At 72.1% G+C, this 14251-nt stretch carries 15 protein-coding genes; 10 read left to right on the top strand and 5 right to left on the bottom strand.

Going from position 1 to position 14251, the window contains the following annotated elements; translation table 11 throughout:
• Window positions 1-44: 44 nt before the first annotated feature.
• From ACF068_RS19520 to ACF068_RS19505, 4 genes are read left to right on the top strand one after another with little or no spacing between them, the layout of a single operon-like run.
• Entirely contained in the window at window positions 45-1322 is a 1278-nt protein-coding gene (locus tag ACF068_RS19520) for a sensor histidine kinase (RefSeq protein WP_392275494.1), read from the top strand.
• A complete protein-coding gene (locus ACF068_RS19515; RefSeq protein WP_392275493.1) occupies window positions 1319-1978 on the top strand; it encodes a response regulator in 660 nt (219 codons plus the stop codon). Before ACF068_RS19520 ends, ACF068_RS19515 begins: the two co-directional genes overlap by 4 nt.
• Window positions 1979-1999: 21 nt before the next feature.
• A complete protein-coding gene (locus ACF068_RS19510) occupies window positions 2000-3199 on the top strand; it encodes a cytochrome P450 (RefSeq protein ID WP_392275492.1) in 1200 nt (399 codons plus the stop codon).
• 12 nt (window positions 3200-3211) lie between these two features.
• Entirely contained in the window at window positions 3212-3475 is a 264-nt protein-coding gene (locus ACF068_RS19505; protein WP_392275491.1) for a hypothetical protein, read from the top strand.
• Window positions 3476-3492: 17 nt separating this feature from the next.
• Here the strand turns inward: ACF068_RS19505 and ACF068_RS19500 are convergent, their stop codons facing one another.
• Entirely contained in the window at window positions 3493-4296 is an 804-nt protein-coding gene (locus ACF068_RS19500; protein WP_392275490.1) for a diacylglycerol kinase, read from the bottom strand.
• Window positions 4297-4471: 175 nt separating this feature from the next.
• On the opposite strand from ACF068_RS19500, the gene ACF068_RS19495 reads away from it, so the two are divergent.
• Complete coding sequence (locus ACF068_RS19495; protein ID WP_392275489.1) at window positions 4472-5755, top strand: adenylosuccinate synthase; 1284 nt, start codon at window positions 4472-4474, stop codon at window positions 5753-5755.
• A gap of 35 nt (window positions 5756-5790) precedes the next feature.
• On the opposite strand, the gene ACF068_RS19490 is transcribed toward ACF068_RS19495, so the two are convergent.
• Window positions 5791-7743 carry a serine/threonine-protein kinase gene (locus ACF068_RS19490; RefSeq protein ID WP_392275488.1) on the bottom strand — a complete coding sequence of 651 codons (1953 nt, stop codon included), beginning with the start codon at window positions 7741-7743 and terminating at the stop codon, window positions 5791-5793.
• A gap of 117 nt (window positions 7744-7860) precedes the next feature.
• Between ACF068_RS19490 and ACF068_RS19485 the strand changes: the two genes are divergently transcribed.
• From ACF068_RS19485 to ACF068_RS19465, 5 genes are all read left to right on the top strand, one after another.
• Window positions 7861-8760, top strand: coding sequence for a glycoside hydrolase family 19 protein (locus ACF068_RS19485; protein WP_392275487.1), 900 nt, complete (start codon window positions 7861-7863; stop codon window positions 8758-8760).
• A 225-nt stretch (window positions 8761-8985) separates the two neighbouring features.
• On the top strand, window positions 8986-11010 hold the full coding sequence (locus tag ACF068_RS19480; RefSeq protein ID WP_392275486.1) for an FG-GAP-like repeat-containing protein: 2025 nt from the start codon (window positions 8986-8988) through the stop codon (window positions 11008-11010).
• A 264-nt stretch (window positions 11011-11274) separates the two neighbouring features.
• Complete coding sequence (locus tag ACF068_RS19475) at window positions 11275-12105, top strand: hypothetical protein (protein WP_392275485.1); 831 nt, start codon at window positions 11275-11277, stop codon at window positions 12103-12105.
• Between the two features lie 104 nt (window positions 12106-12209).
• Window positions 12210-12479: a hypothetical protein gene (locus tag ACF068_RS19470; protein WP_392275699.1), complete on the top strand. Its 270-nt coding sequence runs from the start codon at window positions 12210-12212 to the stop codon at window positions 12477-12479.
• Window positions 12476-12886: a hypothetical protein gene (locus ACF068_RS19465; RefSeq protein WP_392275484.1), complete on the top strand. Its 411-nt coding sequence runs from the start codon at window positions 12476-12478 to the stop codon at window positions 12884-12886. The genes ACF068_RS19470 and ACF068_RS19465 overlap by 4 nt, the downstream gene beginning before the upstream one ends.
• A gap of 48 nt (window positions 12887-12934) precedes the next feature.
• Here the strand turns inward: ACF068_RS19465 and ACF068_RS19460 are convergent, their stop codons facing one another.
• The 3 genes from ACF068_RS19460 to ACF068_RS19450 all read right to left on the bottom strand — a co-directional run.
• Entirely contained in the window at window positions 12935-13381 is a 447-nt protein-coding gene (locus tag ACF068_RS19460; RefSeq protein WP_392275483.1) for an SRPBCC family protein, read from the bottom strand.
• Window positions 13382-13415: 34 nt separating this feature from the next.
• Complete coding sequence (locus ACF068_RS19455) at window positions 13416-13652, bottom strand: DUF397 domain-containing protein (RefSeq protein ID WP_392275482.1); 237 nt, start codon at window positions 13650-13652, stop codon at window positions 13416-13418.
• Window positions 13649-14251, bottom strand: a 603-nt coding sequence (locus tag ACF068_RS19450; RefSeq protein ID WP_392275481.1) for a DUF5753 domain-containing protein, incomplete at its 5' end; no start/stop codon positions are given. The genes ACF068_RS19455 and ACF068_RS19450, both read right to left, overlap by 4 nt.

Genomic DNA, 14251 nt, shown 5'->3' with positions numbered 1-14251 from the left:
CCAAGGTGACGACCGCGGCCCCCGCCTTGCCTACCGTTGCTGACGTGACCGACACCAAGACGCGCAGTCCGGAGTACCGGATGGCTCACGGCATGTTCATGGGCATGCGCCGTGAGCTCCTCGACGACGCCCTCGCCTACCGGCCGCTGACGCCCATGGCCACCGACGGGCCGGTGACCAGGCGGCTGCCGCGCCTCATACGCGGGTACGTCGCCTGGTTCCCGCACGCCCTGGTGATCGGGGCCGCCCTGATCGTCATGTCGGTCGGCTACACCGAGGGCAAGCCGGTCACCGGCATCATCCCGGCCGGCGTGATCATGCTGACCCTGGTCCGGCCCGTCGCCGCGTTCTGGGCGTCGCTGGCGACCGCCCCGTTCGTGAGCGTGATGGCCGGCTACTGGGACGGCTGGCCATGGGCCCCGACCAGCTTCATCGGCCAGCTCACCGTGATGACCGTGGTCGCCGCCCGCACCCGGCCCCGCACCGCCGCCTGGATGTGGGCGCTCACGGGCGGGTTCGGCTTCTTCTGCGAGGTCTTCCTCAGCCGGGGCAGCAGCGGGTCGACCTGGCCCCTGCTGGTCACCTCCGCTTTCGTGCTGCTGTGCGTCACCGTCTTCCACACCCGCCGCGCGGCCAAGGAGGAGGTCACCGCCCAGCAGACGGTCACCGCCCAGGAGCGGTCCCGGCGCACCCTCCTGGAGGAGCGCACCACCATCGCCCGCGAGCTGCACGACGTGGTCGCCCACCACATGTCGGTCGTCGCCATCCAGGCGGAGGCCGCCCCGTACCGGGTGGAGAACCCGCCGCCGGAGCTGGAGCAGGCCTTCGTCACGATCCGGGAGAACGCCGTCGCCGCGCTGACCGAGCTGCGCCGCATCCTCGGGGTCGTACGGGCCGAGGACTACGAGGCGCCCGACGCGCCGCAGCCGACGCTGGCCGACCTCGAATCGCTGATCGCCAACGTCCGCGAGGCGGGCCTGACCGTGGACGCCACGGTCACCGGGGCCGCCCGGGAGCTGCCGCCGGGCGTGGAGCTGTCCGCGTACCGGATCGTGCAGGAGGCGCTGAGCAACGTGCTGCGGCACGCACCGGGCGCGTCCGCGAAGGTGGAGGTGTCGTACGTGCTCGGCGGGCTGGGCCTGCGGGTGGTGAACGGGCCGGCCCGGGGCCTGGTGAAGCCGTCCCCCGGGGCCGGGCACGGGATCACGGGCATGCGGGAACGGGTGGCGATGCTGGACGGCGAGATGACGGCGGAGACGACGGAGGACGGCGGCTACGAGGTCGCGGCCTTCATCCCGGCGCAGCGACAGGAGTCGGCATGACCATCCGCGTACTGATCGTCGACGACCAGAGCATGGTCCGGGAGGGTTTCTCCGTCCTCCTGAACGCGATGCCCGACATCGAGGTCGTCGGCGAGGCCGTCAACGGCCGCGAGGCGGTCCGGCAGGTCGGGGCGCTCCGCCCGGACGTCGTGCTCATGGACATCCGCATGCCGGAGATGAACGGCATCGACGCCACCCGCGAGATCGTCGCGGCGGACGGTGACGCCAAGGTGCTGGTGCTGACGACGTTCGACCTGGACGAGTACGTGTACCAGGCGCTGCGCGCCGGGGCCTCGGGCTTCCTGCTGAAGGACGCCTCCGCGCGGCAGCTCGCGGAGGGGGTACGGGTGGTCGCGGGCGGCGAGGCGCTGCTGGCGCCGACCGTCACCAAGCGCCTGATCACCGAGTTCGCCAAGACCGCCGAGACGTCCCGCCCGTCGGCCCTGGCCCAGGTCGGGGACCTGACGGAGCGCGAGACGGAGGTCCTGGTGCTGATCGCCCAGGGCCTGTCCAACGGCGAGATCGCCTCCCACCTGGTGGTCGCCGAGTCGACGATCAAGACGCATGTGAGCCGCATCCTGGTGAAGCTGGGGCTGCGGGACCGCACGCAGGCGGCGGTCTTCGCGTACGAGGCGAGGCTGGTGACTCCGGGCTGAGCCGTGCATAGGGTCGGGCGCATGGACTTCGACCCGTGGTCGCCCGCCTTCGTCGCCGACCCCTACCCCGCCTACGCCGGGCTGCGCGCCGGCGGCCGGGTGCACTGGTTCGAGCCGACGCGCCAGTACCTGGTCCCGCGCCACGCCGACGTGTCCGCGCTGCTGCGCGACCGGCGGCTGGGGCGGACGTACCGGCACCGCTTCACCCACGAGGAGTTCGGGCGGACGCCGCCGCCGGCCGCCCACGAGCCGTTCCACACCCTCAACGACCACGGGATGCTGGACCTGGAGCCGCCGGACCACACCCGGGTCCGGCGCCTGGTGTCCAAGGCGTTCACCCCGCGCACGGTCGAGCGGCTGAGGCCCTACGTCCACCGGCTGGCCGGCGAGCTGGTCGACGTCCTGGTCGCGGACGGCGGCGGTGACCTGCTGACCGCCGTGGCCGAGCCGCTGCCGGTCGCCGTGATCGCGGAGATGCTCGGCATCCCCGAGTCCGACCGGGCACCGCTGCGGCCCTGGTCGGCGGACATCTGCGGCATGTACGAGCTGAACCCGGACGAGGGGACGGCGGCCCGCGCGGTCCGGGCGTCGGCCGAGTTCTCGGCGTACCTGCGCGAACTGATCGCCGAGCGGCGCGCCGCACCGGGCGAGGACCTGATCAGCGCGCTGATCGCGGCGCACGACGAGGGCGACCGGCTCACCGAGCAGGAGATGGTCTCCACCTGTGTGCTGCTGCTGAACGCCGGTCACGAGGCGACGGTGAACGCCACGGTCGGCGGCTGGTGGACGCTCTTCCGCCACCCGGAGCAGCTCGCCGCCCTGCGCGCCGACCCGGGGCTGGTCCCCACCGCCGTAGCGGAGCTGCTCCGCTACGACACCCCCCTCCAGCTCTTCGAGCGCTGGGTGCTGGACGACATCGAGATCGGCGGCACCACCGTCCCGCGCGGCTCGGAGGTCGCCCTGCTGTTCGGCTCGGCCAACCGGGACCCGGACGTCTTCGACCGCCCCGACACCCTGGACCTGTCCCGGTCGGACAACCCGCACGTCTCCTTCGGCGCGGGCATCCACTACTGCCTCGGCGCCCCGCTGGCCCGTATCGAGCTGGCGGCCTCGATGGAGGCGCTGCTCACCCGGGCGCCCGCCCTCCGGCCGGCCGGGGAGCCGGAGCGCTCCCCGGGCTTCGTGATCCGGGGTCTGAAGGGGCTGCCGGTGGAGGTTTGAGATCATGGACGGATGTCAACTGCCTTGCGCCGTACCGTCGCTGTCCTCGTTCTGCTCTCCGGAGCGGCCCTCGCGTTCTACGTGGTCTTCGGGTCGCCGCACGAGTGGACGGGCGGCATGCGGCTGCTGAAGTTCGCCATGGGGCTCACGGCGATGGCCATGATCAGCATCAGTGCCCGGCTGATGTTCCCCGGCACCCCGGAGGACGACAAGGACGACGACAACGACGACGCCTCGACGCCCCCGCCCTTCACCGGCCCGCTGGACGCCCTGTAGGAACCGGCCCCCGGGCGCTACCCCACCGGCAGGGTGAGCGACCACGCCGACGGGCGGACCGTCCAGGTCCGGGTCCACACCGGGCCCGTGACCAGCGCGTCCGCCCGGTAGCGGTACGAGGCGCCCGAGATCGTGACCGCGGCGGCCTCCACCCGCACCGGCTCCGCCGCCCTGGGGCGGACCACCACCTCGGCGACCCCGCCCCGGGAGCGTACCGTCACACCCTCCACCGGGTCGTCCAGGTCGCTGAGCAGCCGCCCGTCCGCCTCGACCCGCAGCCGGTGCGTCCGTATCGCCGGAACGACGGGCGCCGGGCGGACCAGCGTCCGCACCAGCGACCGGCAGGTGTCCCACACCGACGGCGGCTCCACGACCGACAGTCCCGCGGGCCCCGCCGGCACCCGCAGCCCCCCCACCACCACGCCGTCGCTGTCGTCGACCAGCAGGTCCAGCCGCCGTACCGCCCCGTCCAGCACCGACCGCGCGGCGGCCACCGCGCCCAGCGGCACGCCCAGGGCCCCGGCCAGCTCCACCGAGCCGCGCGGCCCGACCGGGACCAGCGACAACGCCCCGTGGGCCAGCTCCCGCTCCCGGTGAAGCTGCGCCACCGCCCGCAGCAGCGCCCGGTCGTCACCGATGACCACGGGGCGCCGCGAACCGCGCCGGGAAAGGGCCCGGGCGAACTCGGCCGGGGTGTCGGGGAGGCAGATCTTGACGCTCGCCCCGGCACGCAGGACGTCCTTCGCGATCCGCACGGACTCGCCGTCGTTCCGGCGCGCCACCGCGTCGATGACGACCAGCAACTGGTCGGGAGCCGACACCTCGGTCCTTCCTCGGGTAGCATCTTTGTGCAAGAGCCCCTTGCGCTATTGCGCCAGGGGCTTCGTCTATTCCGGGGCACCCGGTCCGACGGCTCAGGCTGTGTCGTACACCGTCGTACGACGTCTGTACTTCCCCTGGCCTTGGACATGCCCCGCCCGGAAGGGGTGTACGCCTGTGCCCGCACTTGTGCTGCTCGGTGCTCAGTGGGGTGACGAGGGCAAGGGAAAGGCCACCGATCTCCTCGGTGGATCCGTTGATTATGTGGTGCGCTACCAGGGCGGCAACAACGCCGGCCACACGGTCGTCGTCGGCGACCAGAAGTACGCGCTGCACCTTCTCCCTTCCGGAATCCTCTCACCGGGGTGCACCCCGGTGATCGGGAACGGTGTCGTCGTCGACCCGGCGGTCCTGCTCTCCGAGCTGAGCGGACTGAACGAGCGCGGCGTCGACACGTCGAAGCTGCTGATCAGCGGTAACGCACACCTGATCACTCCGTACAACGTCACCCTCGACAAGGTGACGGAACGGTTCCTCGGCAAGCGCAAGATCGGCACGACCGGGCGCGGCATCGGCCCCACCTACGCCGACAAGATCAACCGCGTCGGCATCCGCGTCCAGGACCTCTACGACGAGTCGATCCTGGAGCAGAAGGTCGAGGCGGCGCTGGAGCAGAAGAACCAGCTCCTCGCCAAGGTCTTCAACCGCCGCGCCATCGAGTCGGGCCGGATCGTCGAGGAGATGCTCCAGTACGCGGAGCAGATCAAGCCGTTCGTCGCCGACACGACGCTGATCCTCAACAACGCCATCGACGAGGGCAAGGTCGTCCTCTTCGAGGGCGGCCAGGGCACCCTCCTGGACGTCGACCACGGCACGTACCCCTTCGTGACCTCGTCCAACCCGACCTCCGGCGGTGCCTGCACCGGCGCGGGCGTGGGCCCCACGAAGATCAGCCGGGTCATCGGCATCCTCAAGGCGTACACCACCCGCGTCGGCGCCGGCCCGTTCCCGACGGAGCTGTTCGACGAGGACGGCGAGGCGCTGCGCCGCATCGGCGGCGAGCGGGGCGTCACCACCGGCCGTGACCGCCGCTGCGGCTGGTTCGACGCGGTCATCGCCCGGTACGCCACCCGCGTCAACGGCCTGACCGACTTCTTCCTCACCAAGCTGGACGTGCTCACCGGCTGGGAGCAGATCCCGGTCTGCGTGGCGTACGAGATCGACGGCAAGCGCGTCGAGGAGCTGCCGTACTCGCAGACGGACTTCCACCACGCGAAGCCGGTCTACGAGTACCTCCCCGGCTGGTCCGAGGACATCAGCAAGGCGAAGACCTTCTCCGACCTGCCGAAGAACGCGCAGGCGTACGTGAAGGCGCTGGAGGAGATGTCGGGCGCGCCGATCTCCGCGATCGGTGTCGGCCCCGGCCGTACCGAGACGATCGAGATCAACTCCTTCCTGTAGGCACACCCGAGCAGGTCCCGTGACGGGGAGCCCGGTCACTTCTCCTTGGAGAACTCGCCGGGCTCCCCGTCCGCGTCCATGCCGTAGACCAGGAGCCGGTCCTTGCCGTCGACGCGCTGGATCCGCAGGTTCGAGGACGCGCCGGAGGCGGTGCACTCCCGGTCGGAGGCGGCCGCGTCGACCGTGGCCGGGCCCAGCACCAGCAGGCTCCCGGCGCCGCCGAGGACGGCGGTCTCGGCGCAGTTGACCGTGTCGGACAGCGGCTCGCCGGTCTCCTCGTCGGTGCGCGGGTAGCTCTGCTCGAACCGGACGAGCGGCGCGCCGACCGGGCCCTGGGTGATGATCACCTCGTGGCTGTAGAGGTCCGCCTGCGGGTCGGACACGTCCGGGTGCGGGACGTCCTTCCAGTGCCCGAGGAACTCCTTGGGCACGACGGCGGGCCCGGACCGGGCCTTGCGGAACGTGGCGGTCGCCGCGCCCGACGACCACTCCAGCACCTCCGGGGAGCGGACGGTCAGCTTCTGGTGGGCCGCCGGTGTGCAGCGCCGGGCGGGCACGCTGGTCGTCACGTCGCTCTCGCCGAACACGATCCCGTCCTCGTCCGCCGAGACGAGGGCCGACCGGCCCATGCAGAGCCGCTCCCCGCCCACGTGGACGTAGACCGCCGCCTTGTCGCCGGGCGCTCCCTCGCTGATCTCGATGCGGGCGGTTTCGTACGGGGCGGTGTCGGTGCCCCGGAGGACCCCTTCCCAGGCGCCGAGGAAGGTGGCGGGGACGACGTTGCGGGACCCGTCCCCCGCTGTCGTGCCCCCGCCGGGCGCGCCCGGCGTCCGGGAGCGTTCCGTCAGCCCGTACCCGACGGCGGCCGCGGTGGCCGCGGCGGCGAGGGCGGCGACGGTGCCGATCAGCAGCCGCCGCCGTCCCGGGCGGGGGCGGCCCGGTGGCTCCGGTACGGGCGCCTGCGCGCCGCCGCCGGCGGTGGTGCCGTCGTGCGCGGGGGTGGCGTCGCCGGCCGGGGTGGCGCCGGGGGTGCCGCCGGGGGTGGGGGTGCCGTGCTCGGGGGTGGTGCCGTGTGCCGGGGTGCCGTCCTGCGCCGGGGTGCCGTCCTGGTCGAGCAGCCGGGCGGCCATCCGGCCGAGCTGGGCGAGCAGCCCGGCGGGCAGCCACGGGTCGGCGGGCTCGACGGAGGCGGCCAGGTCGCCCGCGGTGGGGCGGGCGGCCGGGTCCTTGGCGAGGCAGGACCGGACGAGGCCGTCCAGCTCGGCGGGCAGGCCGGTGAGGTCGGGCTCGTCGTGCGCGATGCGGAACAGCATGGCGTGGACGCCGCTGTCGGCGGTGCCGAACGGCGCGCGCCCGGTCGCCGCGTACGCCAGGACCGAGCCGAGGCAGAAGACGTCCGACGCGGGGGTGACCCGCTCGCCCCGCACCTGCTCGGGTGACATGAACCCGGGCGAGCCCACGACCGCTCCGGTGCTGGTCAGCCCGCCGTCGGTGACCGTCTCGACCGCCCGGGCGATGCCGAAGTCGATGATGCGGGGCCCGTCGACGGTGAGCAGGACGTTCGCGGGCTTCAGGTCCCGGTGCACCAGCCCGGCGGCGTGGATGTGCTCCAGCGCGCGGGCCAGCCCGGCGGCGAGGGACCGCACCGACGCGGCCGGCAGCGGCCCGTACTCGTCCCCGACGACGGTACGCAACGACGGCCCCGCGACGTACCCGACGGCCACCCACGGCGCCTCCGCGGCGGTGTCCGCGCCCAGCACCGGCGCGGTTCCGGTGCCGCCGACCTTCTCCAGCGCGGCCACCTCGCGGGCGAAGCGGCGCCGGAACTCCTCCCGCTCGGCGAGTTCGGCGTGCACCACCTTCACCGCGACCGTGCGACCACCGGCCGACCTGGCCAGGTACACCCGGCCCATGCCGCCGGACCCCAGCCGTCCGAGCAGCCGGAACGGCCCAACCTGGACGGGGTCTTGACCACTCAGAGGCTCCACGTCCACAGAGCATGCCAGAGGAGGGCCGGGCGCCCGTAACAACGTTTGGTCTAGACCTTGACAGGTACAGACCATTCACGCTTCGGTAGGGGACATCCCCCACGGAAAGGCCGGTTCATGCTGCGACGCCTGTCGACCCTGCTCGCCACCCTCGCCGCTCTCGCCGCGGCCGTCGGCCTGGCCGTCATGCTCCCCGCCACCACCGCGTCGGCCGCCGAGTGCGCGGCGCCCTGGACCTCCGCCACCGTCTACACGGGTGGCAAGACCGCCTCGTACAACGGCCGCAACTGGCTGGCGAAGTGGTGGACCCAGAACGAACGCCCCGGCTCCGCCGACGTCTGGTCCGACCAGGGCGCGTGCGGCGGCGGCACCGGCCCCGGCCCCTCGCCGTCGCCCTCGGGCTTCGTGGTGAGCGAGGCGCAGTTCAACCAGATGTTCCCGAACCGCAACTCCTTCTACACGTACAGCGGTCTGACCGCCGCCCTGAGCGCGTACCCCGGCTTCGCCAACACCGGCAGTGACACGGTGAAGAAGCAGGAGGCCGCCGCCTTCCTCGCCAACGTCAGCCACGAGACGGGCGGCCTGGTCCACATCGTGGAGCAGAACACCGCCAACTACCCGCACTACTGCGACTCCGGTCAGCCCTACGGCTGCCCGGCCGGCCAGGCCGCCTACTACGGGCGCGGCCCGATCCAGCTCAGTTGGAACTTCAACTACAAGGCGGCGGGCGACGCCCTCGGCATCGACCTGCTCAACAACCCCTACCGCGTCGAGCGGGAGCCGGCGGTCGCCTGGAAGACCGGCCTCTGGTACTGGAACACCCAGAACGGCCCCGGCACCATGACGCCCCACAACGCCATGGTCAACGGTGCCGGCTTCGGCCAGACCATCCGCTCCATCAACGGTTCCCTGGAGTGCGACGGCAAGAACCCGGCGCAGGTGCAGAGCCGCATCACCAACTACCAGCGCTTCACCCAGATCCTGGGCGTCCCCACGGGCTCGAACCTGAGCTGCTGAGACGCGCGCGGTACGGGGGCGGCCACCGGCGGGTGGCCGCCCCTTCGTCGCACCCGCTCGGAAAGTGCCTGATGTGATGTCCGGGGCTGCTGTTACGATCCCAGCGTCTTGCGGGGGAGGGCGCGGCCGTGGGGGGCCGGGCAGGACACATCAGCCGTGGCGAGCCGTCGCGCCGCCTCCCCCGCCTCTTCGGTTCCTGGGGAGGGGCCCTTGCCTCGTCATGCTTTGACGCGTTCCGGCGCGTCCGTCGTTCTGTCCGCCGCCCTGGCGGGCACCCTCGTGCCGCTGTTCCCCGGTGCGGCGTTCGCGGCGGACGGCCCGGCCGCCGAGGTCGTGGTGCCCGCGCCGCCCACGCCCGTGGACGGCCTCACCCTGGGCGCCGGGGCGCTGCACTACCGGGCCATGTCCGACGTGTCGTCCTCCCCGGCGCTGTACCGGCACCTCCTGTCCATCACCGGAACCCCCACGGCGGACCAGCGGGTCATGGTCCGGGGTCTGCCCACCCCGGTCGACGCCCTGGTTCCGCTCGGCAACGGCGAGGCGGCGCACCAGTCGAACACCGACGTCATCGGGGGGCTCACAGGACAGCACGCCGACGGGATGTACGGACGGCTGTCCGGCGGCTCCGGCCGGTACGTCGTGTCGGGCACCGTCACCACCCAGTACGTGGGCGATCTCCAGCGGCAGTTCGGCACCCGCCGGTTCGACGGCAGGGCCGCGTCCACGGTGTGGGGCACGACCGTCTGGCTGTCCGACCCCGCCAAGCCCTCCACCGTCTCCTGGTACGACGTGAAGACGAAGGCGACCTCGGCCGCCCTCGCGATCGGCTCCGACTGCACCCCCGACCGGCTCCAGGCCGTGGGCCGCTGGATCCACTGGAGCTGCGCCAAGGGAGCGAAGGCCGGTGTCTGGGACCAGAAGACCCGGCTGACCACGCCCGTGCCGTTCGGCGAGACGCAGCTCGGTGACGGGTTCGTGGTACGCAAGGACGCGGCGGCCGGGAAGCTCACGCTCACCGACGTCCACACCGGCGACCCGGCGGCCGTCAGGACGACCGACTTCGCCTCCGTCCCGGCCGGCGCCGACTGGTCCGTCGACAAGTTTGGCGGCCACGTGGCGTTCACGGACGCCGAGGAGCGCATCCACATCAAGCCGGTGACTGTGCCGCGTTCCCCGATCTCGGTCATCGAGGAGCGCCAGGACACCTCGGTGCTGAACGTCGCGAACGGCGCGGACAGGGCCTGGTACGGCACCTGGCTGCTGTCGCGGCCCGCCCTCCGCACCAGCATCGAGTTCAAGAACCCGGCCGGTACGACCGTGGCCGGCTGGAGTTCCGCCGACCGCGTCGGGGCGCAGTCCTCGATGGCCTGGGACGGCAGGGGCTCGGACGGTGCCTTCGTGCCCGCCGGCCACTACACCTGGACGCTCAAGGCCGACCCCGGCGACGGCAGCGGTCCCCGCGCGGTGCGCACCGGGACGGTCCAGGTCGCCGATGTGCACCTGCCGTTCCGGGACTACGACCGTGACGGGATCGGCGAGCTGTTCTCCCGCAGCGGCGGCGGGCTGAGCGCCCACGAGCCGGTGAAGGGCACGTCGACGACGTCGACCGGCTGGACCGGCGTCAGCGCCGTCGTCCCCTTCGGTGACCTGGACGGCGACGGCTGCAACGACGTCCTCACCCGCGCCACCACGGGCGAGCTGTACCGCCACGGCGCCAAGTGCGCCGGGGTCCCCGCCCCCACGAGCCCCAAGTCGAGGATCGGCACGGGCTTCAACGCCTTCGACGTCCTGCTCAACCCCGGGGACATGACCGGCGACGGCCGCGCCGACCTGCTGGCCCGCCAGCGTTCGACGGGCGACCTCTACCTGTACGCGGACAACCGGGCGGGCGGCATCAAGGCGGGCGTCAGGATCGCCGGGAAGTGGAACGGTCTCACCCTGATCGGCGCGGGCGACCTCGACGGGGACGGCCACACCGACCTGCTCGCCCGCGACGCGGGCGGCGAGCTGTGGAGGTACGAGTCGACCGGCACGGGCGCGTTCCACCCCCGGACCCTGGTGTTCCGAGACTGGGGAGCGGGACGCGACGCGATCATCGGCGCGGGGGACGTCGACGGGGACGGGAAGAACGACCTCGTCTCCCGCGACACCAACGGCAAGCTGCTGCGCAACAGCGGCAGGGGCGACGGCACGTTCGGCCCCACGGTCCAGATCGGCTCGGGCTGGGGCGCACGCGGCACGCTGTACTGAGCCTCACCGAGGCTCACCCGCAGGGGTGAATTCGGCATATGACACAGGGGTGGCCACCGGCGGGTGGCCACCCCTTTTCGCTGCATCACCGCAGGTCGCACCGGAAACCGGATATCAAGTCCCCGGTTTTCGAATGACCGTATGACTAAAGGCTGTTGATTGCGGTGATCGCTTCGCGTGGCGCTAGATTCGCCGCACAGAAAACGAAATGCCCCCGCGATGGGCCAACATCCGGGGGCGCGACACCAGGAGCAAGACCTCCCGATGCGTGTTTACCGTACCGCGCCCACGCGCGCCTTCACCACTTTCAGCAACGCCCTGCTGCGCGACGCCACCATCTCGTGGTGCGCCGTGGGTCTCCTCGCCTATCTGGTCAGCCTTCCCAACGGTGCCAGGGCGAGCATCCGCAAGCTCTCCGAGCAGCGCAAGGAGGGCCGTGACCGGATCGGCGCCGCCCTCCGGGAGCTGGAGGAGGCCCGCTATCTGCGCCGCCTGACGCGCCGCGACCGCACGGGGCGACTGCGCACGGAGTACGAGGTCTTCGACACCCCGTACGACCCCGAAGCCCCCGCCCCGGACCCCGCCGAAGCCCCCGCCGCCGGGCCCACCCCCCGAACGGTCGGAAACCCGGCCTCCGGTGGCCGGGACGACGGGCCTCCTGGACCGCTCCCTCCGGGAGAAAAGACGGGGGTGAAACAACCTCCCTCCCCGGCAGTCCAGTTGCTCACCTCGCTGGGCCGGAGCGATCCACGGCTCGCCCTGGGGGCGGGCGAGGCGGAACGGCTGAGGACCCTGGTCGAGGAGTGGTGGGCCGTCGGCGCCAGTGACGCCCTGATCCGCGAGGCGCTGACCTCCGGCCTGCCCACCCGCGTTCACGCCCCCGCCGCCCTGGTGGCCGACCGCCTCCGCCGCAAGAAGCCCGCACCGCGCCCTGCGGCGCCCGTACGACCCGAGTGCGGCGTCTGCGGCACGCCGGTGCCCGAAGGGGCCTCCTGCGCCCGCTGCGACCCCGCCACGCCCGCCGTCGCCGGTTTCGTCGCGGCCGCACTGCGCGGCAGCGCCTCGGTCCGGCAGGTCCTGCGCCGCCGCTGCTGAAAGCTCCCGGCCGCCGCTCGGCGGCCGGGCCCACCGAAAAGAAATGGAGTGCCATGACCATCACACTCGAACGCCCTGAGGTGGTATACCGTCGGTATACTGTCATGGTGGCTGACACAACGATCAAGGTTGACCCCGCGGTTCGCGACCGCCTCCAGGAGCTCGCCCGGGATCGTGGGATCACCATGCGCGATCTGGTCGCGCAGCTCGCCGGAGCGACGCCGACCAAAGAAGAACTGGCGAAGCGTCGTGAGGAGACCAAGGCGTACGTCGAGGAACACTTCCTCGGCGGGCCGTACACGGAGCAGGACGCGGTGGCGGGGCAGCAGCTCTGGGCCGACGTGGTGTCGGGGCGCATCGGGGAGGTTCAGTGAAGGAGGACCAGTACCCGCTGCCGCGCGCGATCGTCTTCGACGACACCGCTGTGCTGGCGCTGGGCGGCGGCAACCGCATGGCCTCGTGGCTCGTCGTGGAGGCCGAGAGCGACGCCACGCTGAGGATCTGCATCCCGGCCCTGTCCCTGACGGCTGCCGAGGCTGAGCGGGCGGGCGTTGCGGAACACGTGGGCGCCCTGCCGTCCGTGGACATCGCCGCCCTGGACTTCGCGGGTGCGGCGGCCGTCGGCAAGCGCCTGCGGGTCCACGATGACGAGTGGAGCAGCGCGCACGCGGTGCACCTGGCCCAGCCCTCGGTCGAGTGGCCCCGGGGCCGACCGGTGCTCAGCGCCGACCCCAAGCGCTACCGGGGGACCGGCGTGCGGGTGATCACCATCGAGAAGTAGGCCCGCCGACGAGCGCGGGGCCCGGAGCGCGCCCGGGCCCTGTGGCGGCTACGGGCGTGCCTCCAGGATGTCCTTGAGGTGCTGCTCGTTCCTCGGCATTTCCTTCCTCGCACGCGCCCGGACGACCAGCGGCACGAGCACCTTGCCGATGCCGTGCGACTCGAAGTTCAGGTCCAGCGTCACGCGCGACCGCTCGCCGTCGCCGATCGGCTCGACCGTCCCCTGCACATGGCCCCGGACGGGGCCGTCGATCCCGTCCATGCGGAAGCTCCGCGGCGGGTCGTACTGGCTCATCTCCATGGTCATCGGCATCCGCCGGCGGCCCATCTGCCGGGTCACCCTGACCCGGGAGCCCAAGCCGCCGGTGGCGCCTCCGACCGGGCTGACCGCCAGGGCGCTCTCCTGCCACTCGGGCATGTGGGAGGCGTCGGTCAGGTAGGAGAAGACGTCCTCGGGACGACGCGAGATCTCGACGCTCTGCCTGATCGCGGACATGTCGCCCCCTTTCGGGTCATTCCTACGAACAACCCTACTCGGCCCAGGCGAGGAAGGACCCCCAGGCCGCCGGGGCGACGGCGAGGACGGGCCCGCCGGGGTTCTTGGAGTCACGGACGTGGACGGTGTGGGGGCAGGCGGCCACCTCGACGCACTCGCCGCCGCTGGGGCTGCTGTACGAGGACGTACGCCAGTCGAAGGCGACTTCGACGCACTCGCCACCGCCGCTGTCGCTGTAGCTGGACTTGAACCACCGCAGGGTGCTGCTCATCTCTGCTCTCCTGCCAACCGCTCGATGAGGCCCAGCGATTCACGGGTGTCGAGGGCCTGTGCTCGGATCCTCGCATACCGCTGCCCGTACGTACTGACCTTCGCACGGTCCTTGATCAACAGACTCTCGCCCTGAATCTCCAGGTACACGAGGTGGTCGTGCTCCGGTGTCTCCACCAGGGTCATGCCGCCTCGTTCGCCAGCGTGCTCCCCGCTCAGCCCGCAGTCCAGCGGCAGCACCTGAACCGTCACGTTCCGCCTCCGCGCGCACTCCGCGAGGTGCAGCAACTGCCCCCGCATGACCTCCGAGCCGCCGATCGTGCGGCGCAGCACCGACTCCTCCAGGACCAGCTCGATCAGCGCCACCGGATCCCGCTCGAACAGCTCCCTGCGCGCCATCCTCGCCTCGACCAGCTCCTCCACCCGTCGCTCCGGCAGCGGCGGGTACCCACCGCCGATCAGCGCCCGCGCGTAGGCCTCCGTCTGGAACAGCCCGTGCACCACCAGCGTCGCGTAGAGCGACAGGCTCACCGCCTTCTGCTCCAGCAGCGCGTAGTTCTTGAACTGCTCCGGATACTTGTCCAGCCGGACATACATCCG

The sequence above is a fragment of the Streptomyces sp. NPDC016309 genome, assembly GCF_043077235.1.
Lineage (GTDB): Bacteria > Actinomycetota > Actinomycetes > Streptomycetales > Streptomycetaceae > Streptomyces.
The sequence above is the reverse complement of the archived record's forward strand: the minus strand, read 5'-3'. Positions and strand labels throughout refer to the sequence as shown.

Excerpts from the sequence above, each read along its gene's own strand:
- ACF068_RS19515 (WP_392275493.1), top strand. The coding sequence starts at position 1,319 with ATGACCATCCGCGTACTGATCGTCGACGACCAGAGCATGGTCCGGGAG.
- ACF068_RS19510 (WP_392275492.1), top strand. The coding sequence starts at position 2,000 with ATGGACTTCGACCCGTGGTCGCCCGCCTTCGTCGCCGACCCCTACCCC.
- ACF068_RS19505 (WP_392275491.1), top strand. The coding sequence starts at position 3,212 with ATGTCAACTGCCTTGCGCCGTACCGTCGCTGTCCTCGTTCTGCTCTCC.
- ACF068_RS19485 (WP_392275487.1), top strand. The coding sequence starts at position 7,861 with ATGCTGCGACGCCTGTCGACCCTGCTCGCCACCCTCGCCGCTCTCGCC.
- ACF068_RS19475 (WP_392275485.1), top strand. The coding sequence starts at position 11,275 with ATGCGTGTTTACCGTACCGCGCCCACGCGCGCCTTCACCACTTTCAGC.
- ACF068_RS19470 (WP_392275699.1), top strand. The coding sequence starts at position 12,210 with ATGGTGGCTGACACAACGATCAAGGTTGACCCCGCGGTTCGCGACCGC.
- ACF068_RS19460 (WP_392275483.1), bottom strand. The coding sequence starts at position 13,381 with ATGTCCGCGATCAGGCAGAGCGTCGAGATCTCGCGTCGTCCCGAGGAC.
- ACF068_RS19455 (WP_392275482.1), bottom strand. The coding sequence starts at position 13,652 with ATGAGCAGCACCCTGCGGTGGTTCAAGTCCAGCTACAGCGACAGCGGC.